A 25,683-nucleotide genomic window follows, 5' to 3' on the forward strand; every position below is an offset into this window, starting at 1 on the left:
TAGAGATGAGAAAACTCGTATTAAGTTCCAGTGTGGCCCTTGCGCTGGGTCTAGCAGGCTGTGGTGGCTCCGATGAAACCCTTTCCGACATTCAGGCCGAAACAGAAGTCCAAACACCATTTTCACGAATCGTTTTTGACCCAGCTAATGGGAACTTGAACATTCCAAACGACCTTCTGATGCTTCCAGGCGATGATGGTTTCTTTGATTACACACTGAATATTCCGGTCGATGACCCTACAGATTTTGCTGACCCGCAAAATGCACTCAACGTGTTAGACGGTTGGTCAACTCAACACCCGTTTGTAATCAATGTAGAAACACCTGCCGGCACATCGCTTGATGCAAGTACATTATCTTCTGGCGTGTTGCTTTTTGAAGCAACGTTAGGTCTTGACCAAAGTGATCCTGACTGCGCGCAGGTTACAACACCTTCTGCGGGTTGTAAGCTTGGCGATCAACTTACCTTTGGTGTTGATTACGTACTCAGCCTTGCTGATAGCAACACAATCACTTTTGTTCCTCTTAAGCCGCTAAAAGCAGCTCAGGGCTACATGTTAGTAATGACCACTGATTTGAAAGACTCTTCTGGCAAATCGGTTCAGGGTTCAACTACGTGGGACTCAGTAAGACAAGACATCGACACTAATCCTCTATCAAGTGCAGCACAACTTCAATTACAAGGCTTAGTTAATTCGTTAGTTAATCCAGTGCTTGGTGCGGGTTTCGACCGTGAAGACATTACTTACGTGTCAGCTTTCACCACACAGTCTATTGCCAACTCGCTTGATACCATCAAGAAGGTCATGATTAGCCGTTTTGCACAACTGGCTGCTGGCGGTGACCCGTCCGCTCCAACTGCACTACCTGCAATCACGGTAAGCGATGTATCTGCAGCGCCTAATGCCATGGAAGCACTTGGTCTTGTAAACGCTACTGTTGTAGCTGGCGCAGTAGAGCAGGGTAAACAAGGTCTACCAGATAACATTCAAGCAGCGATTGACGCTACTGATTTCAGCTTGTTAGAAACTTGTGCAGGACTTGCGGGTACGGCGTCTGGTCAACTTTCTGCTCAATGGGGTGCGCTGAACGAATTTGCTGTTGGTGTTTCTACGGGCATTTTAGCGCAAGCCGGTCCTTTCTGTGCAGCTCAACGTTATGAAGGTAATATTGCATTGCCTTATTTCTTGGGTGTTCCAAGTGCAGAGAACCCACTTGCTCCAGTAAATGATTTCTGGAAGGCAGCTTGTGACAGCGGAATTGTTTTAGCTGGTGCTCCTCAAGAATTACTTGCAGACGCAGAGCCAGGTCCTAATGCAGCAATGTGTTCTTCACTAGGCCTTGCTGACGTTCGTATTAACGGCGAAATGTTAGATAGCGCAAGAAACATTACTAAATTCAACCCATATCCACAGCCTACTGGCGGAAACATGGGTACAGAAACGTTAGACGTTCAGGTTACTATTCCTGACCCAGCAATTGCAGGTGCTTTAGGTTTTCCTATCAGCATGCCTGAAGCCGGTTGGCCAGTGGTTATTCTAGCGCACGGTATTACCAGCCAAAAAGAAGATATGCTTGCCATCACTGGTACTCTGTCTCTAGCAGGTATTGCGTCAGTAGCAATCGACCAACCATTACACGGTAGCCGCGGTTTTGACCTTAATGGCGACGGTACAGATGAACTGAACGCGACTACGGTTAGCGCAACTCACTATATGAACCTTGCCAGCTTGCCTACGGCTCGGGACAATCTACGCCAAAGCGTGTCAGATTTACTTGGTCTACGTTTAGGACTAAACGCAGTTGTCGATACCACAGCAGCGCAAAATGTTAAGTTTGATATGTCACGTGTATCGATTATGGGTGTGTCTCTAGGCGCTATCACTGGTGGTAATTTTGCTTCAGTGGCAAACACGTCGATGGGCGGCGATTTAGCAGCACTTGATGGCATGTTTGCTGTCAAGCAAGCTTCTCTTGAGTCTCCAGGGGGCGGTGTTGCTCAGTTCCTAATTGAGTCAGCCGCGTTTGGTCCTCTTATCAAAGGTCTGTTGCTGTCTCAGGCTTCTGAAGAGTTTGTTGCCTTGCTAAATCAACTGTATGAAACCACTGATGTGAGCGAAGAACAACTTCGCGCAGCGGTAGCGATTTTCGAAGAAAATCTTACTGCTGAGCAGGCTGCCGAAGTAAATGCAGTATTTGCAGAGTTTGCTTTTGCTGCGCAAACGGTAATGGATGCTGGTGACCCTACTAACTACGCTCAGACACTGGGTAGCAATACGCCAGTTCATATGATGACGGTAGTGGGTGATGGCAGCGACGCGAACCTTCCGGATCAAGTTATTCCAATTTCAACAGCGTTACCATTGTCAGGTCAGCTTCCTCTGGCAGCGACCATTGGCTTAGAGCAAGTGACAACCACGCAAGGTCCTGGTACAGATCCAATTAGCGGAATTGTACAGTTCAATAGTGGTGCTCATGCTTCTAGCTTAAGCCCTGCGGCGAGCGCAGCGGTAACAACGGAAATGCAAAAAGAAGTGGCGGGTTATATTGCGTCTGACGCACTTGTACTGCCAATTTCTGATGAAAGTGTTGTAGCGAACTAGCCAAGGGTAGTTTGCTCCAATGGGCAGCGTTACAACTGCTTACATTTTACAGAAAGAAAGCCGGCGTTATTGCCGGCTTTTTTGTAGAAAAATTATAATGTTGTTTGAATGTTTTCATTTGTTAATGTAGTGTGAATTCAGGTCGGATCAGTTTTACTTATGCTGTAATTAACACCGCTTTGAAGACGCGTGCGGTAAGAGTGGTTGACCTTTTTCATTTATCATTAGGGAACATTTGAGATGATTGACAACACCTTTAACGCTAAACGGACGCTTATTGCGTTATCACTCACTGCACTTCTCGGTGCGTGCGGCGATAACGATAACGACTTTTCTAACGTAGAACAACCAGCGCCCACAACGCCTACGACACCCGAACCAACACCAGCACCAATTCCAGCATTTTCTCCTGACGGTACACTGTCCGCGGATGTTACCTGGACCACCTATGGCGTTCCGCATGTGAAAGCCGATAACCTAGAAAGTATGGCTTACGGTGTGGGTTATGCGTTTGCACGCGATAACCTTTGCGTACTGGCCGACCAGATTGTTAAGTATAACTCTGAGAGAGCTAAGTATTTTGGTCCAGATACTGTACCTGGTAGCGGTGATTCAGAGCACCTTATTAACGATTTCGGTTTTCTTACTCTAGGTATTAGAGAGTTAGCAGAAGAGAACTTACCTCGGTTGTCTGCTAATTCACGTGCAATGTTTCAAGGCTACACTGCTGGATACAACCGGTACTTAGCTGAAACTCCTGTAGAAGAACAAGATCAAAGCTGTGCTGGCCAACCATGGGTCACTGAAATTGATAGTGTGGATCTATTAACGTACTCATTAGGCGTGGCGCTATTACCTGGGGCCGCTAATTTCTTAGGACCTATGTTTATTGCAGCGCCTGAAGGTGAGAGTTATCTACCTACTCCAGCTGCGTCCTCAAGTGACGTTGCTTCTACCTTTAAGATTTCACCAACGGTAGGTCTGCCTGAAAAAAATCCTCAAGAAATGGGCTCTAATGGTTGGGGGTTAGGCAGCGATAAAACGACCAATGGCAAAGGTATGGTTTTAGGCAATCCGCATTTTCCTCACACAGGAAACCTACGCTTTTGGAATTTCCATGCTCAAGTACCCGGACACTTGAATGTAACAGGTGGCTCGTTGATGGGATTGCCTGGTGCAGTAAATATTGGATTTAACGAAAACGTTGCATGGACACACACCTTCTCGACGGCTGAACATTTTGTTGTGTATCAGCTGACCCTCGACGAAAATGATGAATCTGGCCTTACCCATATGGTTGATGGCAACAGACGCACCATCTATGAAAAGCCACTTCAAATTGATGTCGCTGTGGGTGGAGGGCAAACCATTAAGCTTAATAAGACCGCGTATTACACCAACTACGGTCCAATGATTGAAGTGCCTGGTAACTTTGATTGGAATGGTAATAATGCCTTTGCCATAAAAGACGCAAATCTGCCTAACTTCGATATTGTAGACCATTGGCTTGCCATGAATATGGCGACATCCATGGACGAGTTTAAGCAGGCGTTTAAAGATTACGACGGTGTTATTTTCAATAATACAATGGCTGCATCTGATGATGGTCAAGTCTTCTACATTGACGATTCAACCGTGCCGAATCTAACCGAAACCGCAATTGAGCAACTAACCACAAACCCGTTACTTATTCAGACTAAAGCAGCTGCTGGCTTTACCGTATTACCGGGTAACATTTCGCAGTTTGATTTCGAAGGACCCGTTCCATACGAAGAAGCGCCTAAGTACGAGGGCACGGATTCAGTTCAAAACTCGAACGACAGCTATTGGTTAACGAATTTAAACTCACCAATTGTTGTAAGCAATCCGCTATTTGGTAGCGTGGAATATCAACAAACACTACGCTCAAGAATGGGCCAACAGTTTATTGAAAACGAAGCGGGAAGTGACGGAACCTTTACGCCAGACGAAGTGGAAGGCTTACTGTTTAATAACAGAAGTTATTTAGCAGAGAATATTTTGCCTTCATTGCTTTCGCTATGCGCAGCGCAAGGTTCAACACCTGTAGATGTAGACGGAAATAGCGTTGATGTTTCACAAGCCTGTGCTGCGTTGGAGGATTGGGATGGCACCATGAACCTTACAAGTACTGGTGCACACGTGTTTAGAGAATTTGCATTCCAGTTTAACCAAGCGCCACAGTGGGAGACGCCGTTTTCACTAGAATCACCAGTCACTACGCCTTCTGGCTTGATGCAAAATGACGTTACTCTTGAACAATTGGCAAGAGCAACTCAAGTTATTGAGCAAGCAGGTGTCGCATTTGACGCGCCGCTAGGGGACGTTCAGTTTGTTGAGCGAAGCCTGCCAGATGGCACGGCGTCTGGTATCAAACTACCATGGGCTGGTGCACACAATATTGAAGGTGGCTTTAACGTGTTTGACGTTATAAGCAACAGGAACGGTACGTTGCTTCCACGTCATAACTACGAGCCTGTGAATAGTAACACCATAATGAGTGCAGAAGCTGAGGGCTACCATATTAACTATGGCACCAGTTGGGCTATGGTTATTAACTTCACTGATGAAGGCCCAAAGGGACGGGGTATTCTGACCTACTCACAATCTCGCAAGTATGGCAGTGAACATTTCTTAGACCAAACTCAGCTTTATTCTACGCAGCCTACGCTAAGAGATATCTTCTTTACTGACGAGGAGATAGAGGCTAACAAGATAGAGCAAGTTACCCTATCGTCAGAATAAGATGAGACTGGTATTATAACGTAATTAGCAAAGCGGCGTTGCTTTTCACAAAGCAAGGCCGCTATTTACGTTGTGGGTAAACAACGACGCTTACCCGTTTTATTTTACTAGGAGTGAAGTTTGGAGTTTTTGTACGAGTACGGTTTGTTTGTTGCCAAGGCAGTAACGCTAGTTATCGCTTTTATCGTGGTTGTATCTACCATTGTTGGCTTAGCGAGTAAGCAAAAGCATGGGAAAGGGCAACTTGAGATCGTGTCTATTTCTGAGCAGTTGAAAGACATTACAAATTACGCGAAACAGGTTCTGTTAGATAAAAATGCGTTAAAGAAATTAGCCAAGGAACAGAAAAAAGAAGCGAAAGCTAAAAATAAAGCAAAAAACAAAGCCAAAATCACAGAACAGGGCGAAGAGTCTGAGAAGTCCCGTCTTTATGTCATCGACTTTAAAGGTTCGATGGACGCCAATGAAGTGGAACACTTACGAGAAGAAATTACCGCTATCTTATGTGTAGCGAATAAAGAAGACGAAGTCTTGGTTCGACTTGAAAGTGGTGGGGGTGTTGTACACGGCTATGGACTTGCAGCGTCTCAACTTCAGCGTATCAAGGAAAAGGGTCTTAAACTAACGATTGCGGTAGATAAAGTGGCGGCAAGCGGTGGTTACATGATGGCTTGTGTTGCAGACAAATTACTGGCGTCTCAATTTGCTTACATTGGCAGCATAGGCGTTTTAGCTCAGTTGCCTAACTTCAATAAACTATTGAAGAAAAATGATATTGAGTTTGAACAACACACCGCTGGTGAATTCAAGCGTACTCTAACCATATTTGGTGAGAACAACGATGAAGGTCGCGCGAAATTTAAAGAAGAAATTGAAGAGATTCATGTACTGTTCAAAGACTTCGTTCAAAGCCAGCGTCCAGATATGGACATCGATAAAGTCGCCACAGGCGAGTATTGGCCAGGTATTAAAGCTAAGTCGCTTGGCTTAATTGACGACATCACAACCTCAGATGACTATATTCTTTCTCATTATCCCGCACGCGAAATATTTAGTGTTAAGTATGCTGTGAAGAAAAATGTAGCAGAGAAACTGGGGATGTCTGCAGCAAATGTTGTTGAGCGCGTGTTTATGAAATCAATGAGCAAAGCGCGTCACTGGTTTTAATAGCGACAATTTGTCTGTGTTGATAATTCAGGACCGATAAAACGATTGTTAACACAGACGTACGTTAAATTTTTAACCTACAAAAAGATAATAAAAAGAATATGGCACGGCATACTAAAACCGATATATTAGATGCGGCAGAGTACTTATTTTCTCAAAGCGGGTTTACTCAAACATCCATGCGCGAGATTACTGCCAGAGCAGAAGTGAATTTGGCGTCGGTGAACTATCACTTCGGCAGTAAGAAGAATTTAATTCAAGCCGTGTTTAAAAGGTACTTTGATCACCTAATGCCGCAGGTAGAGTCTTGCTTGGCGTCTTTGACACCTATGGAAGGTGCGAAGGGCGTTGAGCAACTCTTGTATTCGTTGATCCCTCCTATGCTTAACCTCAACACCATTTCAGAGCAGGGTACTTCTACGTTTGTTAAGTTGCTAGGACGTGGCTACAACGAAACTCAGGGGCATTTGCGTAAGTTCTTAATGAATGATTATGGTGATTGTATCCGTGCACTTGTCGATGCTATAAGGCGTTGTCTTCCTGATCTACCTGAGGAAGAACTATTCTGGCGCTTGCATTTTGCGATGGGAAGTTTTGTATTTTCAATGGCGTCGAGCCAAGCGCTAACAGAAATAGCTGAGTCTGACTTTCACAAGCATGTCGATATAAAAGAAGTTATCCAGCACCTAGTTCCATTCGTAGCCCAAGGGCTAGCAGGCAAATAATTCAAGCGCGCTCGTTAAATACTCAGTTGAGAAAGAGTGGTAAGCTATTATTATTTTCATAATAAATAGTGAAGGGGCCACATAACATAAGTGCCTCAACGACACTTACGGTATGCGACATTTATTGCGTTTTTACACCAGTAGCTAAACTAGATATTAAATCAGGTTATGCAAAATTATCGAGGAAGGGTTGCGCCAGGCGCCTCTGCATTGAGCTTTTCTGCCCAGAAATCCTTTACCGAAAATCCTGACTTTTTGGATGAAGCTGCCTTTTTCTTCGCTGGTTTCGCTGCGGCTTTTGCCTCTTTCTTTGGCGCTTTTTTCTCTTCGCTTTCACTCGTGGCGTCAGAAGAGCCAGAAGCTAACGACGCTGTCATCTCTTGAAGCTGTGCTAAACGGACGTTCTTACCGCCATCTACACTGTACCAACCACTTTTACTCTCAATAGATGGTGCTTTGCCGTTCGCCTTTTTATAAGCTTCGGTAAATGCTGCTACCACTTCGTCTTTGTCTAAGTTTGCCATGCTTTTTTGCTCTTTATTTTGTTAAGATGACGAACGCTATGCGACGTATGTAATTGCTATAACGCTGAGAAAAACTCGCCCAGCGTAACGACCAAGCCAGCAAGTGTCGCAAAACTAAAATTGGATCTACTCACCACTCATAATTGTCTAATTACAGGTATAATGCTAAACGTTCGCGTCTTTTTATAACGTTTTTTGAACAATTTGTCTAACTTTCAACCGGAGGACTTGTGTCTATTACCCGCCTAGAACTACAAAATTATCTTGATGGAATGTTAAGGGTTAGCGAGATCAGTGATTATTGCCCCAATGGATTACAGATAGAGGGCGCAAGTAAAATTGAGAAGATAGTTACCGGTGTAACTGCGTCACAAGCACTCGTTGATGCCGCCATAGAAGCTAAGGCAGATGCGCTAATTGTTCACCATGGTTATTTTTGGAAAGGTGAGTCACAAGTGATTGCGGGCATGAAAAAGCGCCGCCTTCAAGCGCTACTGTCAAATGATATCAATTTGTTTGCTTATCACCTTCCACTGGATGTACACCCTGAATTTGGCAACAACCGACAACTTGCATCGCTATTAGGCATTCAAAATATAAGTGCGGTGAGCGGTGTGAAGCCTGTTGGCGTTGTTATGCACGGAAATTTTGAAGAAGAAATTGAAGGGTCAGCGTTACAGGTTAAATTACAGAAGTTGCTGGGGAGAGACGTGCTGATTGAGGGGCCTGTATCAAAACCTATATCGAAGCTTGCTTGGTGCACGGGAGGTGGACAAGGGTTCATCGAACAAGCGGTTGAACTGGGCGTCGATGCATTTATTACCGGAGAAGTGTCTGAACAAACTGTACACACGGCAAGGGAAATGGGGATAACTTTTTTTGCTGCTGGTCATCATGCTACTGAACGCTACGGTGTGAAATCCTTAGGAGAGCACATTGGGCAGCAATTCGACGTGCCTGTCGAGTTTATTGATATTGACAATCCTGCTTAGCGATGACTTTAGTATATGAATAACGATCGTATCTTCGATGGTATTGCAGAAAAATTCTCAAGCAATATATATGGCACTACTAAGGGGAAGCTCAGGCACACCTTGTTATGTGATGTTCTCGAGCCTTATTTAACCACGCCTGTTCGCGCTATTGAAATAGGCGGGGGTACAGGTGTGATGACAGCGCATATTGCTTCTAAAGGGTATTCTGTTGTGTTAACTGACGCGTCGAAGGATGTACTTAAACAAGCTGAGACACTACTTGCAGATGCACCAAATATTACAATTAGGCATCAATATTTGCAGCAGATTGAGGATTTAGACAGTTTTGATTTAGTGATTTGCCATGCGGTTTTAGAGTGGCTGGATGCGCCCTTTGATGCTATCGATTTTATGTATAAGAACATGAAGCCAGGGTCCCGTTTAAGCCTAAGCTTTTTCAACCAAGATGCGAATTTGTTTGCCAATGCTATCTACGGAAACTTTGATTACATCGCGAAAGGGATGAAAGTTAAAAAACAAGTTAGACTGAATCCAAAACAGCCGTTAAGTGCAACCCGCGTGGTTGAACATTGTGAATCATTGGGTTTCAAAATTATCGAAAAAGCAGGCATTCGTTGTTTCCATGATTACATGCGAGATATAACCCATCAAAGCAGCAAATTTGATGACTTACTTGCGCTAGAGCGGCAGTATCATAGGCAAGCGCCTTACCTTTGGTTAGGAAAATATTTTCAGCTGATTCTAGAAAAAGAGAAATAGAAAAAGCCAGTAAAAAAGAGTTTGTTGGGATATTTACGTGGCGGACTACATAGGGTTACGAGCGCGCTAATACGTAGATAGTTGTAGTGACGCCTTAGAGCGCGTTCTCACCCGTCATAATATTATTGACCGTGATTTTTGCGATTTCCTCTAAGGCTTCGAGCGTGAAGAACCCTTGGTGGCCCGTTATTAAAACGTTCGGAAACGTAGTTAAGCGCTGAAAAATATCATCCTGAATTATGTCTTGCGAATGATCGTTAAAAAACAGTTCGGATTCTCTTTCGTAGACATCTAGCCCTAAATATCCAATTTTTTTCGACTTAAGCCCTTTAATGATGGCATTGTCATCGACAAGCCCGCCTCTTGACGTATTAATTAGCATGACGCCTTGAGGCATTTTATCAATACTCTTCGCATTGATTATATGATGACTCTGTTCGTTGAGCGGGCAGTGCAGGGTAACAATAACGCTTTTTTCAAGTAGTTCATTGAGCGTTACATAATGGGCTCCCATTGCGGTTACATCACTATTTGGATGCGGATCGAAGCAAAGCACATGACATCCAAACCCCAATAGTATGCGAATAACAGCTTGCCCAATCTTTCCTGTGCCAATTACCCCTACGGTTTTACCGTGAAGCGTAAAGCCCATCAATCCTCCAAGATTGAAGTTGCCTTCGCGTACTCGGTTGTATGCTTTATGTGTTTTTCGGTTTAACGTAAGGATTAGCGCAATTGTATGTTCAGCTACGGTTTCAGGGCTATAAGCGGGTACGCGGCTTACAGTGATACCTGCCTTTGCTGCTGCATCCACATCAACATTGTTGAAGCCAGCACATCGAAGCGCAATATGTTTAACCCCACAGTGTTTTAGAACTTCAATGGTTTTCCTATTAATGTCGTCATTTACAAATACAACAACATCGCTGAATCCACTGCAACTCGCTGCGGTTGAAGCGTTCAGTGGGTGCTCAAAAAATGTGGCATTGATGGTTTTGTAACTAGCACCGTTTAATGTTTCCAGCAATTCAGAAAACAGAGCGTGTTCATAAGAGCGAGTACTAAAAAAAGCGATGTTTTTGTGTTGTTGGTCGCTGAGGTTATCGTGCGCTTTTTTAGGTGCAGAGGTATTCATTTTAGTACCCAGTTAAGTCACTTAGACGGCAAAAAATTACCACATTCACATACAAACTACATAGATGTAGATCAATAAATCTAGCGGGATGTATTGAGCACTAACGCATTAGGTATATTTCAAAACGCTCGTTCACTGCCGCCATGCCGGCGGCTATCTAAACTGCAAAGCGTACTAATTCGCTGATAAAAGCTTAGCGATGTCTTTTTCAATGGCTTCTGGTTTTACAGTAGGTGCATAACGTTTTAGCACCTTGCCTTGAGCATTAACTAAGAACTTAGTGAAGTTCCATTTTATACGTTTTGTGCCAAGAAGACCGGGGGCTTCGTTTTTCAATTCCTCAAAGAGCGGATTGGCATCTGGACCATTTACATTTGTTTTCTTAAATAATGGGAATGAAACGCCAAAATTAAGGCTACAAAATTGCGCAATATCTTCGTCGCTACCTGGCTCTTGATGTCCGAACTGATCGCAGGGAAACCCTAAAATTTCAAAGCCCTTATCGTTGTACTTTTTATAGAGCGACTCTAGTCCTTCGTATTGAGGAGTAAAGCCACATTTGCTTGCCGTATTAACAATAAGTAATACCTTACCCTTGTATTGTTCAAGGGTAGTTTGTTCACCGTTGTTCAACGTAATAGCGTGTTCATAGAGCGCCAAAATTATTTTCCTATATTTTTGTTGTTGTTAAGTCTGTTACTCTTAGGTAATCCAACCATCTTTGTTAAGTATCTAGAGTATATTTTGTATGAGTAATTTGAAAGTAAGTTTTTTGGGCTTGGGTGTAATGGGCTATCCTATGGCAGGGCACTTGAGCAAAGCTGGCTATTCGGTCACTGTTTATAATCGTACCTCTCAAAAGGCACAGGATTGGCTAACAACCTATAACACTGGCGACGCTAAAGTCAGTGCTAGCAATACCGTTGCGCAGGCGTGTGAAGGCGCTGACATCGTATTTATGTGTGTGGGTAACGACAATGATGTAAGAGATGTGGGCACACAGGCGTTAGCAGTGATGAAGACGGGCAGTGTGCTGGTCGATCATACGACTGCATCAGCAGATATTGCCAGAGAACTATATAAAAGCTGCCAAGATAAGCAAGTTTGCTTCTTGGATGCACCGGTTTCTGGTGGCCAGGCTGGGGCTGAGAACGGGCAGCTGACCGTTATGGTGGGCGGCGATGAAGACGTATACAGCACGGTTGAGCCGGTAATGGCACATTATGCACGACACAGTCAGCTACTTGGTAAGAGTGGCAGCGGTCAACTAGCAAAAATGATGAATCAGATTTGTATTGCCGGCATTGTACAAGGCTTGGCTGAAGCACTACATTTTGGCCAGCGTGCTGGGCTTGATTGTAATGCGGTTGTCGATGTTATTAGCAAAGGCGCAGCTCAGTCGTGGCAGATGGAAAACAGAGCCAGCACGATGCTAAATAACAGCTTTGATTTTGGTTTTGCTGTTGATTGGATGCGTAAAGACTTAAGCATTGCATTGGATGAAGCGCGTAAGAACGGCTCGACTTTGGCGCTTACGGCACTTGTTGATCAATATTATGCAGATGTTCAAAAGCTTGGTGGCGGCCGTTGGGATACATCGAGTTTGCTTACCCGACTAAAATAACGCTAACAGACTAACAAGAATAAAAGGCCCGCTGGTTTACAATAAAATGTACTAAACAGCGAAAAACAGTGGCGTTCTGGAAGCGGTGCGTTGTTATCCATAACGCAGGTTATGGATGTTACTTTAGTCATTTGCTAATTAAACATTACAGCGCCTGTTCTTGAGCAGATAGCGTAAGCTGTTCCAAACGGGCCTTGTTAACGTCATTCAAGGGGAGTGACATTATCTTGTCGAGTAGCTGTCTGACGTTAAATTTTCGGTAAACACCTGCGTCTGACTCAATCATGCACTGAAGAAGGTTTAAGCCAAATGCTGCGGTATCGGGGGAGAGTTGGAAAGCATCATAAAAATGCCTCATTGCCTTGTTGAATAAGCCTTCGATAAAGAGTTGTGTGCCGGCCTCGTTTATAGAAATGGCCTGTTCGTGATTTAAACCTAACCTTTCTCCACCCGAAAAAATCAGCTCGTCATTCATAACCTGTTCTGAAATAGCTTGTAACTCTGCGTTTTTGCGCTTAGCCATCAAGAGTAACTCACCAGCTTTGCGTTCATCTCCAAGACCGTGATGTACTTTTGCGGCAATAACGAGGATAGACGGCTCAGTGCGAAGGTAGTTGTCGACGTAGTCGCTTTCAAGCAAATGTACTGCTTTTTCTAAGTCGCCGTCCAGGACAGCCGAGAAAGCCAGAAGGTAGTCTCTTTTTTGTAAAGTCTGCGGGTCGCCCTGACTTCTTCCGGCAATGCCTACTAATTTTCTAGCCTGAGACAAGCTTTCTTTTCTATTGGTTTCAGGCGACTCTTCTGCAAGAAACAAATAGAACTCAGCGAGCTCAAACGTAAAGTCATTGAACCTGTCTTTTGCACTGCGATGCATAGCCCGTTTCTTCTGTAAGAGATCGATGGCTTCTACAACCTTGTCCTGCTTTTGATAGGCAATGGTTTTTAACTTTGCAGCCGGTAGGCTTAATTCACTAAACTTAATTTCATTTAAGTATTTTTCTACTTGATCGTAGGAATCTTGTTCAAATGATATGGATGCAAGCCATTCAAATGCCTTGTCTCGAGCCAAGCTAGAGTTAACCATTTGGCTCAAATGGCTTTTGCAATGTGGCCATTGACCCGAAGCGTACTGGCACTTTACTTTTCCCCATTGTGCCCAAAGGACTTTGTCAGAGCGGGTTAACACGTCGTCATAAATACTCAACGCTCGTTGTAAATCACCATTCTCGAAAAGAAGACGCGCATAAAGCTTTCTAATTTCAGCAACAAGCCGAGGAGGAATGCCTTCGGTGATCTTGGCTCTAACGACACTAATTGCTCGGTCAAGTTGTTTGTTATCCAGCGCGTGCAATACGTTTTTAACAAAGTCTCGATAACTTAAGTAATGGTTAATTTGGCGGGTTAGTGAAGCAATGGTGTATGGCTTAATAAGCAAAACGTCAGGCTGTAAATCCATTATACGGCCAATAATTTGCGGTGAGCGATCAGACGTTAAGAAAATAATGCCTGTGCTAGGTCTTATAAAGCCTGCCTCTCTTAAACTCTGGATCCATTCCACGCCTGTTTTGCCTTGACCTAGGTGATAGTCCATTAACAGGAGTTCAAAGTTTTGCTTTTTAAGTGCCGCTTTCAGTTCTACACCAGACGCAAAGCTGCTTACCGATAAGTTAGCAATTGACATCAAATGTCCTCGAAGCGCAGTTCGAGCAGTAGCATTGTCTTCTACTATAGCTATTCTGAATTCCACGGCGACCAAACAAGGTTTACTTACATCAACCTAGCTTATCAGCGGCGAGATAAAAGTGCATTATTAAAAAGGATAACTTTTTTTGCTTCGTGCTGGAATCTATAGAGAAATAGTATTTCTCGTCACAAAATATTTACGTTAACCCTCAATGTTTTTAAATAATAATTTACCTTTACGTTTACGTAAGGGGTAAGTATTGGTTATTGTAGTCCAAAAGCAAATCAATTGAGGGTATGCCTAATGAATTTTGAATTAACCGATGACCAGTTAGCCTTTGAAGACACCGCCCGTCAATTCGCTCAGCAAGAGCTAGCACCTAACGCCGCTATGTGGGATAGAGAACATCACTTCCCAGTAGAAGCAATAAAGAAAGCGGGTGAATTAGGCTTCTGTGGATTGTATGCGCCTGAGAGTGCAGGTGGGCTGGGTTTATCTAGGCTCGATTCCTCCATAATCTTCGAGCAGCTTTCAATGGGATGTACCACGACTACAGCTATGTTAACCATACATAACATGGCAACGTGGATGATTGCCACTTGGGGCACCAGTGAAGTTAAAGATATGTGGTGTGACCAACTGGTAACCGGTGACAAGCTGGCATCATATTGCCTAACCGAGCCTGGCGCAGGTTCTGATGCAGCGTCGCTTAAAACAAAGGCGACGAAAGCTGACGGTGGGTATGTCCTAAACGGGTCTAAGGTGTTTATCTCTGGTGCTGGCAGTACGGATGTTCTTGTTGTAATGGCGCGTACAGGGAAAGATGGTCCTAAGGGCGTATCTGCATTCGCGGTTCCGGCTAACGCCGACGGAATTGAGTACGGTAAAGCCGAAGAAAAAATGGGGTGGAATGCACAGCCCACTCGTATGATCACGTTCGATAACGTGAAATTAGATGCTAGTTGGTTACTTGGCGAGGAAGGACAAGGCTTTAAAATGGCCATGCAAGGGCTTGATGGCGGCCGAATTAATATTGCAACTTGCTCGGTAGGAACTGCACAGCAGGCGCTAAACGTTGCGCGTGACTACATGAATGAACGTGAGCAGTTTGGTAAACCTATTGCAGGTTTCCAGGCATTACAGTTTAAATTAGCTGATATGGCTACTGAACTTGTTGCAGCGAGACAAATGGTACGTATGGCGGCTTGTAAGCTGGATAATAACGACCCAGACAAAACCACCTATTGCGCTATGGCGAAAAGGTTCGCGACAGATGTTGGCTTCAATGTATGTAACGATGCCCTTCAGCTACACGGCGGGTACGGTTATATCAAAGAATATCCGTTGGAGCGTCACTTCAGAGATGTTCGCGTACATCAAATATTAGAAGGCACCAATGAAATTATGCGCGTTATCATTGGTAGACGTTTGCTGTCAGATGAGAGAAGTGTACTGTAGTACACTTCTCTAACGAACTAATTCAGGCACGATTTAATGGACTATGGGAAGGAGTGAAAATGACAGATGTGGAATCGGTAGTCATTGTTGATGAAATCAAGACGTCTAGCAACGACTACACAATAGGCCGTTTAACGCTTAACAAGCCAAAGGCATTAAATGCATTGGATTTGGAAATGGCTGGCATCATGCTTGACGCGCTTCAGCAATGGCAGTCTCGCAACGATATCGTAGCTGTTGTGATCGATGCTGCTGGCGAGAAAGCATTTTGCGCCGGTGGTGACATAGTGTCTATGTACAAATCGATGGTGGAAGCTAATGGGCAAATTCCAGCTTTTTTGGAAACATTTTTCGAAACTGAGTACACGCTAGATTATACTATTCACAATTACAGTAAGCCCATTGTTGTATGGGGCAGTGGAATTGTTATGGGCGGTGGCATGGGGCTTCTATGCGGTGCAAGCCATCGAATAGTAACCGAAACCTCTCGTCTTGCTATGCCGGAAATTACGATAGGTTTGTACCCGGACGTAGGCGGAAGCTATTTTCTACCTCGCTTACCAGGAAAAGCAGGTCTCTTCCTAGGTTTAACAGGCGGTCAAATGAATGGCTCCGATGCTTGCTTTGTAGGGCTTGCAGACAGTTTGCTGGCGAGTACCGAAAAAGACACTTTGCTTAATACCCTTGTAGAATACACGTGGGAAAAGACCGACAGCGAAAGTTTGGCTTCTAGTGTTTCGCACATTATCGACACAATGAAAACGCCTGAAGAACTTCCCAATGGCAACGTTGAGCCGAATATGGCACTTATTAATGACTTGTGTTCGGCTGACAATGTTACCGACGTAGTTCATGCCATTCTTAACGCAGACATGAGTGAGAATAAGTGGTTACAGAGAGCGCAAAGCACTCTAGCCAAAGGTTCTCCTATCACTATGCATTTGGTGTTCGAGCAATGTAAGAAAGGTGCGAATATGACGTTGGCTGACTGTTTTAGAATGGAAGCTGATATGTCCTGTCGATGTGGAGAAAGTGGTGAGTTCCAAGAGGGGGTAAGAGCGCTTTTGATTGATAAAGACATGTCACCACAGTGGAAATACAAAACAGTAGATGAAGTGCCGCAAAGCGCAATAGCACATTTCTTCACTTCGCCATGGGCTGAAGAGCAACATCCATTGGCAAAGTTGTAGTGTAAAAGTTCTCCAAATAAGCACGAAAGCGCCCAGTATTAGTGTTAACTCGGCGGGTGATGTTGTTACGCTTATTGCCGTAAAGGTGTCGGGTTTGATATCCTTTACGGCAAATTCTCAGTAAAAAGAACCTGTCATGTGGCACTGCCCACTTTGTAAACTCCCTATCTCATTACATACAACGCCTATTCGCTGCGAAAATAACCATACCTTCGATAAAGCGAAATCTGGTTACGTTAACCTTTTGCCTGTTCAATTTAAAAAATCGAAACTTCCGGGTGACGACAAAGCAATGGTGAGAGCCAGAAGGGAATTCCATCAATTAAATGCCTATAAGCCGTTGAAAGATAAATTAGTGGTGCTGGTGGAAAAGGTACTAAATGAAACGGCAGCCAATGAAGAAGCATCAAAGAATGCCATAAAGGTTTATGACGCGGGTTGTGGTGAGGGGAGTTACTTGGATGCGATGGTACAAGGACTTTCAGCGAGTGGTTTAAAGGTTGAAGGAGCAGGTAGCGATATCGCCAAAATCGCAGTAGAGCTGGCAGCTAAAGCGTACAAACAATCACAGTTCGTTGTTGCTAGCAGTTTCGATTTACCCCTAAGCGGTAACTCGCAAGACGTGATGATTCAAGTTTTCGCACCTGGGAGTAATGAAGAATATGTGAGGGCTCTTAAAAACAATGGCCTTTTAGTGACGGTCGATCCAGCGCCTGAACACCTGTTTGAGCTTAAACAGCAGGTGTACGACAATCCAAGACAGCATGAAATCGACAACCAAGAACGAGATGGGCTTACACGGGTTTACAATGAATGTTTTTCCTTTCCTATCCATTTCGAAAGCGAAGAACATGCGCTGGCACTTATCAGAATGACGCCGTTTTACTGGAAACTGCCAAACGGCAAAATCGATGAGATTGTTGAAACGTTGAAAAGCGTAACTGCAGACTTCCATATTCAGCTATGGCAAAAAACACCACAGTAATATCTAATACCAGTCCGCATAGATCAATTACCCACTCAGCGAGAGTTAAAATGTTCGTAATCGCGGCGTGTTACCGCAGGTATAGTGGATTACCCATCGGATTCAATGGTGGGTAGACATCCACACCTCTAGCTAGATGGCCTAAAACTATAGTCTTTATTAGTTTGCGTCCTTAACACAGTGTGTTGCGAGAACCCGTTTGGGCCGGTGTTTCGTTAAGTGCTGGCTTTCTAGATTATTTTTGCAAAACAATCAGATGGGTGGTTATGCGTAACCTATTTTGGGTAGTTGTACTTAACACCGAAGCGCTTAGCGGCAGACTTTCCTTAGTCTGCCGCCAGAATTTTAATTCTGTGTTGAGAATCGTGATAGGTGTTTAATAGCCTGACTCAATAAATCGACATTTAGCGCTTCTTTACTGCGCTTGCCGGTTGCCATGTCGCTTATTTCATAGCTGCCGTTACTAAGTACGTCAGTACGCTTATTGTCATGGAACACAACAATGCGTTCACCAGAGGTGCTAACTAGCCATGGTCTTGAAGGAGAAAGTAAGCTTTGGCCAGTAGAATAAAACGTAGCAGGGGCGTTGCACCCCAATGCTCCTAAAATAGTAGGCGCTAAATCTTCCGTGCTGGCTAAGCTAGCATTCAGTTTAAGGGTACTGTACAGCGTGCCTTTGCCACTTTCGCTACCAAAGCCAGTTGCTACAATCACATCGTGTTTGCGCGCTAACGTGTTTTTCACATAGCTTTCGATATCAGCACTCTTCAAAAACGCAATATGCAAACCATCATGATTGTTGCTCAGTGGTTGCAAATATCCCGCTAATTGAGGCAACGGTAACGCTTCATCGCTGTGAATAGAGACCGGCATGCCAGACCCCAATGGAAGCGCTAATAACACCGGACGCTTTTGAGATAAAGCGTCTTGGTATATTTCGGGAACACCAAATAGCGTTGCAGTCATTAAGCCTTCTATGCTACTGGCCGTCGAATAGTAATTGGCTACTTTGTTTAAGGTGTTGCGCTTAATGTTACTTAAGTCCACCGCCTGTTCGTTATCAGTCTGGACAACCACGGTTAAGTTTCTATTAGTTTCAATAGAACAATAAACCGGCTCGGCTGGGTAAGTGATATTGTGAATATCGGGGTTGAACTGAAGTTGTTTTCGTTCTTCATAAGCCGCTAAGTCAAGCAAGCCATAACGCGACATCGTCGTTTTAGCAGTCGCAGGATAAGAAAGCGGAAACATGTTGTCCTGCTTGATGATAGGTTGATACAACTTGGCATCAGCCCACACGTGTATAGCGTGACTGGTAACAAAACAGCTGACAAAAAATGTAGTAACAGGGATGCCCACTTTATGGCGTGTGAAGCGTTCAACACGTTTCCAGATTGCATTGGCTAAGACCAACTGGAAGCCAAGCCAAACGATAAACAGAAGAAATAAAAATGCCCACTGTTGCCAGCTTTCTATCGCCATTGTTGACTGAGCTTCACTGCGCAGTAAGTCAGCGGCGTGAAAGCTAATATGGAAGCCTGTGCGATTAAATAGCAACGCATCGAAAGCCAAGAGCGCTAGCCCCACAGCTGCAATAATAGACGCGCTGACCTTTATGACTCTGGGGTTGTTAACCAAGTAGCAAAGAGGGAGGATAAAAATAACAAAGCCAAAAAAGGTCATAAAACCAATATGACCGAACCAGTTGGCTAGAAGATACAAGGTGCCGACACCTGTGCCAGGCATAGGTGATGAGAAAACAAAAATCGAGGCAATAACTATGGCGATGATAATGTTCGCCAAGGCAAACCAATGCCCCCAATTTACCAGTTTAGTAACACGCTGGCGACGAGGTGATTCGGCAAGTATCATGCAATCCCTTAGCTATTTTTAACGCTTTTCTTGAGTACGTCGGCAAATTGCGTTGCCATGGCTTCGCGATTTTCAGGGGCTACCTGAGTATTTAAAATGTGCGTAATGACATTTCCTAACACCATAAGTGAAAGATCACGGTTTGCACCGCCTTCTTCAAGGGTTAGAATAACGTTATTCATTAGCGTTTCGAATTCGTCGTTGCTATAGCGGCTCTGTTGGGGCATTGCTACGCCTCTTTTTTATGATTTCTTTGATAAAAAGAATGGTTTTACACGTAAAATGATTATAATCGTTGTTTGAGTGAGTACAATCATTCATTCTAAAATCCCGCAATTCTTTGGATATTTCTGACACTTTTTAAGCAACAGGACACCCGATACTCTATGAGTGCACTGATTCATCACTTTGTTGTACATCGTTTGATTGTAAACAAAGAAGAGAAAATTGAAGCTATTCCACGTGACAACTGCTTAGCTGTTACTCCGGAAATCGAGCTTCTTGCCCATCAAATAAACCACAGTTTCAATGCTAAACCCGGAAAAGGGGTTGGCCACTTCGTGACGGAAGTTACCCGTGAAACAAAAGTGGAAAACGAAGAAGGCGAAGCGACGACGCAAAAAAGCACCGAAAACGTGGCTGAGTTTGCGGAAGGTCTTAGGCAATACATGGATATCCACAAAGCGGCGGGTGATAACGTTGAAGATGCATTCCATGCGTTTTCGGTATCAGCGACCAATCGCTTAGTTCGCACTTTGGCAGAAACAGGTACGGTTGAGACCGGTTTTCTTATTTTCTGCCAGTATGAGTATTTAGCCACACAGTATTTGATGATTGCATTGTTAAATACTCGCTCGCACGTTGAAGTGACAAACTCTTTGGATCTTTCTGCGCGTGAACACTTAGATTTAGCAAAAATGCAGCTCGCTGTGCGGTTCGATTTAACTCAGTGGGATATTCAGCCAGAGCAGCAGCGTTACGTTAGTTTTATTAAAGGTAGAATGGGACGTAAGGTATCAGACTTCTTTATGCAGTTTGTAGGCTGCGAAGAGCTGGTTGATGTTAAACAGCAAAATAAACAACTGATTTCTACGGTCGATGCCTACCTAGCCAGTGAGTCACTAGACCCGCAAGAGCAGCACCAGCATAGAGAAGAAGTTAAATCATACTTTAAAGAAAAGATTGATGCGGGCGAGAGTTTATCGGTAGATGAACTGGCTAACCGACTTCCACAAAATGAAGAAACTAGCAGTAACTTTTCTGCGTTCACACAATCTATGGAAGTACCGCTTGAAAAAGAAATTCAGCCAGACCCTGCAGCGCTGAAACAACTTGCTAAATTTACCGGTCAGGGCGGTGGTATATCGCTTAGCTTCGAACGCAAACTAATGGGCGATCGGGTATTTTACGACCCAGCTACGGATACGCTAACAATCCGTGGAATTCCACCTAATTTAAAAGATCAGCTTAATCGCCAATCTTCAATGGACTAGTCGCTGCGAAGCAAAGATAAAAAACGTATACTAGTTAGTAGAATATAAACTCGATTCAAGGGTGTTATGCAATTATTTGTAAATGATTTGACAGTGATGGACTTCTCTTACCTTTGCCCAAAACGCGGCATGGTAGGGGAAAGCTGGATTGTCGATGTGATTTTGGACGGTGAGCTCAACGAAGAGAGCATGGTTCAAGACTTTGGTCACGTGAAAAAGAACTTAAAGCGACTAATCGACGAATATGTTGATCACAAGTTGCTTGTACCTGCTGAATACAGCGGTTCAGAGGTTATTCACGACGACGATTCTGAACAGGTAGAAGCGCGCTTTACCTGCATTGATGGGCGTAGCATCATGCTACATTGCCCCGCTGAAGCTTATGCATTTGTTTATTCTGATGAGATAAACATGGAATCTGTTGGCGTTTACTTAAAAGAAGTATTGGCGACTCATCTTCCAGAAAACGTTGAAAACATTACGCTGCATTTACGTGAAGAAGTCATTAATTCTCCGTATTATCACTATACCCACGGGCTTAAAAAGCACGACGGTAATTGTCAGCGCATAGCGCACGGTCACCGTTCGCGAATCGATATTATGCTTGACGGCAAAGTGTGTGTTGAAAGTCAGCAGTATTGGGCTGACCGTTGGGCCGACATCTATATAGCCACCCGTGAAGACGAAATAGCGTACAGCGACAGAAAGCTTAAAGGTCAAGTTTCAAATGAAGCGGATTACTACTGTTTTGCTTACGAGTCGTCACAGGGCTATTTTGAACTATTAATTCCTAAGTCAGATTGTGAAGTCATCGAAACCGACTCTACAGTTGAGTGTTTGGCGCAGTATCTGCTTGAAGAGCAGAAGAAACGCACGCCTGATGGCGTTTGCCAAGTTATCGCTTATGAGGGCGTAGGTAAAGGCGCCACAGTAAAGGGTTAACATTCGACCACAGCTCGTTATAGGGAAAGGAAACATCTATGGCATTCACGCTTTCAAAAAACACATTGCATAGCGCACTATCTCGTGTAATGAGTTGTGTAGTGGCAATTAGCACAGTTGCCTCTATGCCATTTGCTTACGCAGATGTAGAGTTAAACGGCCAAAACGAAGCGTTACCTAGTCAAGAGCAAGTAAACGTTGTGTTGAACGGTAAGTTTACGCAAGGTGCCTTACTGCGCGGGCAAGCTCCCGCTGGGGCCAAAGTAACGCTTAATGGCGAAACTGTTCAAACCAACAAAGACGGAAAATTTGTTGTTGGCTTTGAACGGGAAGCGCCACTGCAGCAAACGTTGGTTGTAAAATTAGACAACGGCCAAAAGTGGCAGCGAGACATTACCCTTGAAAAACGCGAATACAACATTCAGCGAATTGACGGGCTAGAGCAAAAAATGGTTTCTCCGCCAGCAGAAGTGACGGCGCGTATTAAGCAAGACAATATCAACGTAGCTAACGCGCGAAGCGGTAATACTGATTTAGATGCATTATTCACCCGGTTTGAGTGGCCTGCGAAAGGCGTTATTTCTGGTGTTTACGGTAGTCAGCGCATTCTAAATGGCGTGCCGAAATGGCCGCATTATGGTTTGGACATCGCCAATGAAACGGGCACGCCTGTGTATGCACCTGTTGATGGTGTGGTAACAATGGCTGATGATCTCTATTATTCGGGTAACACCTTGATTCTCGACCACGGCATGCGCGTGTTTTCAACGTTTCTTCATATGGATACTATAACGGTAGAAGTGGGTGAAACCGTCAAGCAAGGAGAGCAGATTGGAACGATAGGTTCAACAGGGCGCTCTACAGGCCCGCATCTGGATTGGCGTATTAATTTGGGAAACACTCGTTTAGACCCACAGACTATCATTTCGGGGTCTCCCGAAGAGTAACCATTAATTTGATTTAGTTTTAACAGTCATAAAGAAAAAGGCGCTTTCAGGTAAACTCTCAAAGCGCCTTTTTAGTTTTTACGCTACAGGGCGGAGTTATTTCCCCAGCCACTGATTAAGCTTTTCTTCATCAGTGATTTCAAAGTAAGCCATTTCTTTTCTTGCCTGAGTTACCTCAAGAGGCAGGGTTAGAAGCCGCCCGTCTCGAATAAGCGTTAACTCCACCTGCGACGTTTGGGCATTATCTAATAGGCGCTGAAGCTTCTGGGCATTGACGATATGACCGTCTAACCCAATGATGACATCGTTTAAAAGAACACCTGCCTTCATTGCGGCAAGACCCTCAAATACCTGCATTACCGTAAGTCCGAAGGTAGCTGGCTTTAACGTGGCGCCAAGCTGATTTTTAATAGCAGACAGCGAGGAGGCACCGCCTTTATCTTCAACTGACACGCGAGCACGAACCGCATAGTTAACGCCCATTTCAGATACTAACGAAGCCAATTCTACATCGTCTGTGCCATACACCACGCGATTTAAGTATTCTGAAACATCAATGCCAAAATGCGTTGTACATAGATTTTGGATCACGTCATCAGGCGTACCTTTTTCATCCACGCCATAGTGTTTCCACAATAACTGCATCAAGGTATCTAAATTCACTTGTTCGTTTGACTGCTTACGAAGGAGTAAATCTAACCCAAGGGCGATAATGCCACCCTTTGTGTAATAACTGACAATATTGTTAGTAGCGCTTGCGTCTTGCTTATAAAACTTTGTCCATGCGTCGAAGCTACTTTCTGCTACACTTTGTTTAAAGCGACCTGCGTTTTGCAAAAGTCGACTGACATTTTGCGCAACAATATCGAGGTATTTCTGTGGTTCAATAACGCCGGCTCTAGCAAGGGTGACGTCATCATAGAAACTGGTAAAGCCTTCATAAATCCACAGCTGGTTCGTGTACGTTTCCTGAGATAAGTCTGGTTTCACCATTACGCTAGGTTTAATGCGCTTAACATGCCATGTGTGGAAAAACTCATGGCTGCACAGACTTAAGAATGTGATGTAGCTGTCGGTTTTTTTCTCACTTTCACCAACTTGAGGAAGGTCGAAGCGAGGGTAAAGAAGGGCAGTAGAATACTTATGCTCTAAACCGCCAAACCCATTGTCGGCAAGCAGCGTCATAAACAGGTAGTTATTAATAGGTTGTGGAGCACCAAACAAATCTAGGTGGTGCTTGCAAATTGGCGTTAAGTCATTTGCTATGCGCTCATAATCAATATTGTTGTTACCAGAGAAAAGTAACGTAAACGTAACGCCGTCAACCTCAAAGCTGTGAGTGTCTGCAATGCCCACATAAATGGGATGATCAATGAGCTCATCGTAATTTTTTTCAACGAAGTGCCACCGAGACGGGCTTGTGCTTTCACATCGAGAAGGCATTGACGTATAAGCCTTCCATTCTGCGATTGTCGAATCGCTGTCGTTAAGCTCAATGTCCACCTCACACGGCACATTCTCGAAGCCGGAAACGTTTAGAAACGCACTGGTGCCATTTATAAACGCATATTGGTCGTTTATAAAAGCAGAGCGAATAGATAAGTCGTTGGCATAAACCGAGTAAACGACCGTACATGGTTTTCCAAATGTGTCTATACGCCAAGTTTGTTTATCGAGCTTATTTACCGAAAGGCTATAAACGCTTCTATCGCCAACATTTTCAGTACTATGACCTTCAGAAGTGTTTGCAGTTAGCTCGATAATGCTTTTGGCAAAATCGCGCACCATGTAGCTTCCCGGGATCCAGCTTGGAAGGCTAAGCTCAATTGATGAGCCAGAATGCTCAGGTATTTGCAGCGCGACAGTAAATTGATGGGCACGCCAATTGGAAATAGTTAACGTATAGCGAAGAGCAGAGGTCATAAGCGTCCGAAAAGATAAGCAAAACTATCTCTCAACTATATCAACCTATTGAGTTAATCCCAATAGATTGCCTGCTACTAAGGGGCAATTTTTACGTTTATTGAACATGGTTTTCAATCGTAGTATTGATAAGTTTTTGTTTGATGCGTACATTGAGTTAAATGACATTAAATCCAGCAATAACAAATACAAATGGCTGAAAAAATACAAAGCAATTTACTAAGCGAAGATAATTTGGAATCGTTGCGTACGCTGGTACCCGGCGATACAGTAGATTTACAAATTGCTATGCCTGCAGCGCCAAAGCGTGTGAAGACTGACTACATAGGCATGCTTATTGATGAATGTTTGCTTTTTCATATTCCAACATCGGCGAAGTGGATTACCGTTAGGGATGCTCTGACTGTTGGCAACGATATCGTGGTGCGTTCTGTGCTTGAGGGCGATACTGGCCAGGTTATTGCGTTTAAAGTGAAAGTACTCAAATTGCTTTCCAAGCCATCAGGCTTACTTATTACAACCTTTCCGAAACGTATTGAAAGTATAGGGCTTCGCGCTGTAAAGCGTGCTCAACTTGGCGTTTCAGTAACGTTAGAAGCTGACGTTTATCCCAGTGACGAAAACGTAACGGGGATCATCATAGATTTAAGTGAAAAAGGGTGCAAAGTAGCGTTACAGGTCAAGCCAAATTGGCCGGTAATGCTCGATGAAGCTGAGGTTAAGCTAAACTATTCGTTGGACGGTAAAGAAGTAGCGCTTACTGCAAAAGTTAAAAATCATAAGCTTGATAGTGATGTGGTTTATTATGGGCTCGCCTTTACCTGTGAAGAAAAATTGATAAAAACGCTGTTGTCCCGACACACATTGTTAACGTAGGAAAACAATAGTTGGGTG

Annotated in this window: 21 protein-coding genes; 14 read left to right on the forward strand and 7 right to left on the reverse strand. The window is 44.0% G+C overall.

Features of this window, described 5'->3' with window-relative positions:
* Nucleotides 1–5 precede the first annotated feature (5 nt).
* From BZA03_RS13840 to BZA03_RS13855, 4 genes are all read left to right on the forward strand, one after another.
* A complete protein-coding gene (locus tag BZA03_RS13840; RefSeq protein ID WP_110289079.1) occupies nt 6–2,603 on the forward strand; it encodes a VolA/Pla-1 family phospholipase in 2,598 nt (865 codons plus the stop codon).
* Nucleotides 2,604–2,843: 240 nt separating this feature from the next.
* Complete coding sequence (locus BZA03_RS13845) at nt 2,844–5,366, forward strand: acylase (protein WP_110289080.1); 2,523 nt, start codon at nt 2,844–2,846, stop codon at nt 5,364–5,366.
* A 120-nt stretch (nt 5,367–5,486) separates the two neighbouring features.
* The gene (gene sohB, locus BZA03_RS13850) at nt 5,487–6,533 is read left to right on the forward strand and encodes a protease SohB (RefSeq protein ID WP_110289081.1); all 1,047 of its coding nucleotides are present in this window, start codon (nt 5,487–5,489) and stop codon (nt 6,531–6,533) included.
* 101 nt (nt 6,534–6,634) lie between these two features.
* Nucleotides 6,635–7,258, forward strand: a complete 624-nt coding sequence (locus BZA03_RS13855) for a TetR/AcrR family transcriptional regulator (protein WP_014949468.1) — start codon at nt 6,635–6,637, stop codon at nt 7,256–7,258.
* A gap of 176 nt (nt 7,259–7,434) precedes the next feature.
* Here BZA03_RS13855 and BZA03_RS13860 read toward each other — a convergent pair whose 3' ends face one another.
* Nucleotides 7,435–7,782 carry a hypothetical protein gene (locus tag BZA03_RS13860; protein WP_110289082.1) on the reverse strand — a complete coding sequence of 116 codons (348 nt, stop codon included), beginning with the start codon at nt 7,780–7,782 and terminating at the stop codon, nt 7,435–7,437.
* 230 nt (nt 7,783–8,012) lie between these two features.
* Between BZA03_RS13860 and BZA03_RS13865 the strand changes: the two genes are divergently transcribed.
* A complete protein-coding gene (locus BZA03_RS13865; protein ID WP_110289083.1) occupies nt 8,013–8,774 on the forward strand; it encodes a Nif3-like dinuclear metal center hexameric protein in 762 nt (253 codons plus the stop codon).
* A 15-nt stretch (nt 8,775–8,789) separates the two neighbouring features.
* On the forward strand, nt 8,790–9,536 hold the full coding sequence (locus tag BZA03_RS13870) for a methyltransferase (protein WP_110289084.1): 747 nt from the start codon (nt 8,790–8,792) through the stop codon (nt 9,534–9,536).
* A 94-nt stretch (nt 9,537–9,630) separates the two neighbouring features.
* Here BZA03_RS13870 and BZA03_RS13875 read toward each other — a convergent pair whose 3' ends face one another.
* Nucleotides 9,631–10,671 carry a 2-hydroxyacid dehydrogenase gene (locus BZA03_RS13875; protein ID WP_110289085.1) on the reverse strand — a complete coding sequence of 347 codons (1,041 nt, stop codon included), beginning with the start codon at nt 10,669–10,671 and terminating at the stop codon, nt 9,631–9,633.
* Nucleotides 10,672–10,845: 174 nt separating this feature from the next.
* Complete coding sequence (locus tag BZA03_RS13880) at nt 10,846–11,331, reverse strand: glutathione peroxidase (RefSeq protein WP_061094989.1); 486 nt, start codon at nt 11,329–11,331, stop codon at nt 10,846–10,848.
* An 88-nt stretch (nt 11,332–11,419) separates the two neighbouring features.
* Here BZA03_RS13880 and BZA03_RS13885 point away from each other — a divergent pair, with 88 nt between their 5' ends.
* Entirely contained in the window at nt 11,420–12,295 is an 876-nt protein-coding gene (locus BZA03_RS13885; protein ID WP_110289086.1) for an NAD(P)-dependent oxidoreductase, read from the forward strand.
* Nucleotides 12,296–12,440: 145 nt separating this feature from the next.
* Here BZA03_RS13885 and BZA03_RS13890 read toward each other — a convergent pair whose 3' ends face one another.
* On the reverse strand, nt 12,441–14,024 hold the full coding sequence (locus tag BZA03_RS13890) for a response regulator (protein ID WP_110289183.1): 1,584 nt from the start codon (nt 14,022–14,024) through the stop codon (nt 12,441–12,443).
* A 258-nt stretch (nt 14,025–14,282) separates the two neighbouring features.
* Between BZA03_RS13890 and BZA03_RS13895 the strand changes: the two genes are divergently transcribed.
* From BZA03_RS13895 to BZA03_RS13905, 3 genes are all read left to right on the forward strand, one after another.
* The gene (locus BZA03_RS13895) at nt 14,283–15,437 is read left to right on the forward strand and encodes an acyl-CoA dehydrogenase family protein (protein WP_110289087.1); all 1,155 of its coding nucleotides are present in this window, start codon (nt 14,283–14,285) and stop codon (nt 15,435–15,437) included.
* A 59-nt stretch (nt 15,438–15,496) separates the two neighbouring features.
* Nucleotides 15,497–16,627 (forward strand): enoyl-CoA hydratase/isomerase family protein, encoded by a 1,131-nt coding sequence (locus BZA03_RS13900; protein ID WP_110289088.1) that lies wholly within the window; start codon nt 15,497–15,499, stop codon nt 16,625–16,627.
* A gap of 136 nt (nt 16,628–16,763) precedes the next feature.
* Entirely contained in the window at nt 16,764–17,612 is an 849-nt protein-coding gene (locus tag BZA03_RS13905) for a putative RNA methyltransferase (RefSeq protein WP_110289089.1), read from the forward strand.
* A gap of 345 nt (nt 17,613–17,957) precedes the next feature.
* On the opposite strand, the gene BZA03_RS13910 is transcribed toward BZA03_RS13905, so the two are convergent.
* Entirely contained in the window at nt 17,958–19,484 is a 1,527-nt protein-coding gene (locus BZA03_RS13910) for a DUF3413 domain-containing protein (protein WP_110289090.1), read from the reverse strand.
* A gap of 8 nt (nt 19,485–19,492) precedes the next feature.
* Nucleotides 19,493–19,711: a DUF1414 domain-containing protein gene (locus BZA03_RS13915; RefSeq protein ID WP_014949499.1), complete on the reverse strand. Its 219-nt coding sequence runs from the start codon at nt 19,709–19,711 to the stop codon at nt 19,493–19,495.
* A gap of 159 nt (nt 19,712–19,870) precedes the next feature.
* Between BZA03_RS13915 and yejK the strand changes: the two genes are divergently transcribed.
* The 3 genes from yejK to BZA03_RS13930 all read left to right on the forward strand — a co-directional run bounded on the left by yejK (nt 19,871) and on the right by BZA03_RS13930 (nt 22,866).
* Complete coding sequence (gene yejK / locus BZA03_RS13920) at nt 19,871–20,977, forward strand: nucleoid-associated protein YejK (protein WP_110289091.1); 1,107 nt, start codon at nt 19,871–19,873, stop codon at nt 20,975–20,977.
* 66 nt (nt 20,978–21,043) lie between these two features.
* Nucleotides 21,044–21,919, forward strand: coding sequence for a 6-carboxytetrahydropterin synthase (locus BZA03_RS13925; protein ID WP_110289092.1), 876 nt, complete (start codon nt 21,044–21,046; stop codon nt 21,917–21,919).
* Between the two features lie 38 nt (nt 21,920–21,957).
* Nucleotides 21,958–22,866 carry a M23 family metallopeptidase gene (locus tag BZA03_RS13930; protein WP_110289093.1) on the forward strand — a complete coding sequence of 303 codons (909 nt, stop codon included), beginning with the start codon at nt 21,958–21,960 and terminating at the stop codon, nt 22,864–22,866.
* 96 nt (nt 22,867–22,962) lie between these two features.
* Here the strand turns inward: BZA03_RS13930 and BZA03_RS13935 are convergent, their stop codons facing one another.
* A complete protein-coding gene (locus tag BZA03_RS13935) occupies nt 22,963–24,789 on the reverse strand; it encodes a M61 family metallopeptidase (RefSeq protein WP_110289094.1) in 1,827 nt (608 codons plus the stop codon).
* A 192-nt stretch (nt 24,790–24,981) separates the two neighbouring features.
* Between BZA03_RS13935 and BZA03_RS13940 the strand changes: the two genes are divergently transcribed.
* Nucleotides 24,982–25,665: a PilZ domain-containing protein gene (locus BZA03_RS13940; protein ID WP_014949504.1), complete on the forward strand. Its 684-nt coding sequence runs from the start codon at nt 24,982–24,984 to the stop codon at nt 25,663–25,665.
* Nucleotides 25,666–25,683: the final 18 nt, after the last annotated feature.

The sequence above is a fragment of the Alteromonas sp. I10 genome (genome assembly GCF_003201515.1).
Classification (GTDB): Bacteria; Pseudomonadota; Gammaproteobacteria; order Enterobacterales; family Alteromonadaceae; genus Alteromonas; species Alteromonas macleodii.

Coding starts and splice junctions, on each gene's coding strand:
- BZA03_RS13885 (WP_110289086.1), top strand. CDS start 11,420: ATGAGTAATTTGAAAGTAAGTTTTTTGGGCTTGGGTGTAATGGGCTAT.
- BZA03_RS13845 (WP_110289080.1), top strand. CDS start 2,844: ATGATTGACAACACCTTTAACGCTAAACGGACGCTTATTGCGTTATCA.
- BZA03_RS13900 (WP_110289088.1), top strand. CDS start 15,497: ATGACAGATGTGGAATCGGTAGTCATTGTTGATGAAATCAAGACGTCT.
- BZA03_RS13895 (WP_110289087.1), top strand. CDS start 14,283: ATGAATTTTGAATTAACCGATGACCAGTTAGCCTTTGAAGACACCGCC.
- BZA03_RS13870 (WP_110289084.1), top strand. CDS start 8,790: ATGAATAACGATCGTATCTTCGATGGTATTGCAGAAAAATTCTCAAGC.
- BZA03_RS13915 (WP_014949499.1), bottom strand. CDS start 19,711: ATGCCCCAACAGAGCCGCTATAGCAACGACGAATTCGAAACGCTAATG.
- BZA03_RS13935 (WP_110289094.1), bottom strand. CDS start 24,789: ATGACCTCTGCTCTTCGCTATACGTTAACTATTTCCAATTGGCGTGCC.
- BZA03_RS13840 (WP_110289079.1), top strand. CDS start 6: ATGAGAAAACTCGTATTAAGTTCCAGTGTGGCCCTTGCGCTGGGTCTA.
- BZA03_RS13940 (WP_014949504.1), top strand. CDS start 24,982: ATGGCTGAAAAAATACAAAGCAATTTACTAAGCGAAGATAATTTGGAA.
- BZA03_RS13905 (WP_110289089.1), top strand. CDS start 16,764: ATGTGGCACTGCCCACTTTGTAAACTCCCTATCTCATTACATACAACG.
- yejK (WP_110289091.1), top strand. CDS start 19,871: ATGAGTGCACTGATTCATCACTTTGTTGTACATCGTTTGATTGTAAAC.
- BZA03_RS13855 (WP_014949468.1), top strand. CDS start 6,635: ATGGCACGGCATACTAAAACCGATATATTAGATGCGGCAGAGTACTTA.
- BZA03_RS13860 (WP_110289082.1), bottom strand. CDS start 7,782: ATGGCAAACTTAGACAAAGACGAAGTGGTAGCAGCATTTACCGAAGCT.
- BZA03_RS13925 (WP_110289092.1), top strand. CDS start 21,044: ATGCAATTATTTGTAAATGATTTGACAGTGATGGACTTCTCTTACCTT.
- BZA03_RS13910 (WP_110289090.1), bottom strand. CDS start 19,484: ATGATACTTGCCGAATCACCTCGTCGCCAGCGTGTTACTAAACTGGTA.
- BZA03_RS13930 (WP_110289093.1), top strand. CDS start 21,958: ATGGCATTCACGCTTTCAAAAAACACATTGCATAGCGCACTATCTCGT.
- BZA03_RS13875 (WP_110289085.1), bottom strand. CDS start 10,671: ATGAATACCTCTGCACCTAAAAAAGCGCACGATAACCTCAGCGACCAA.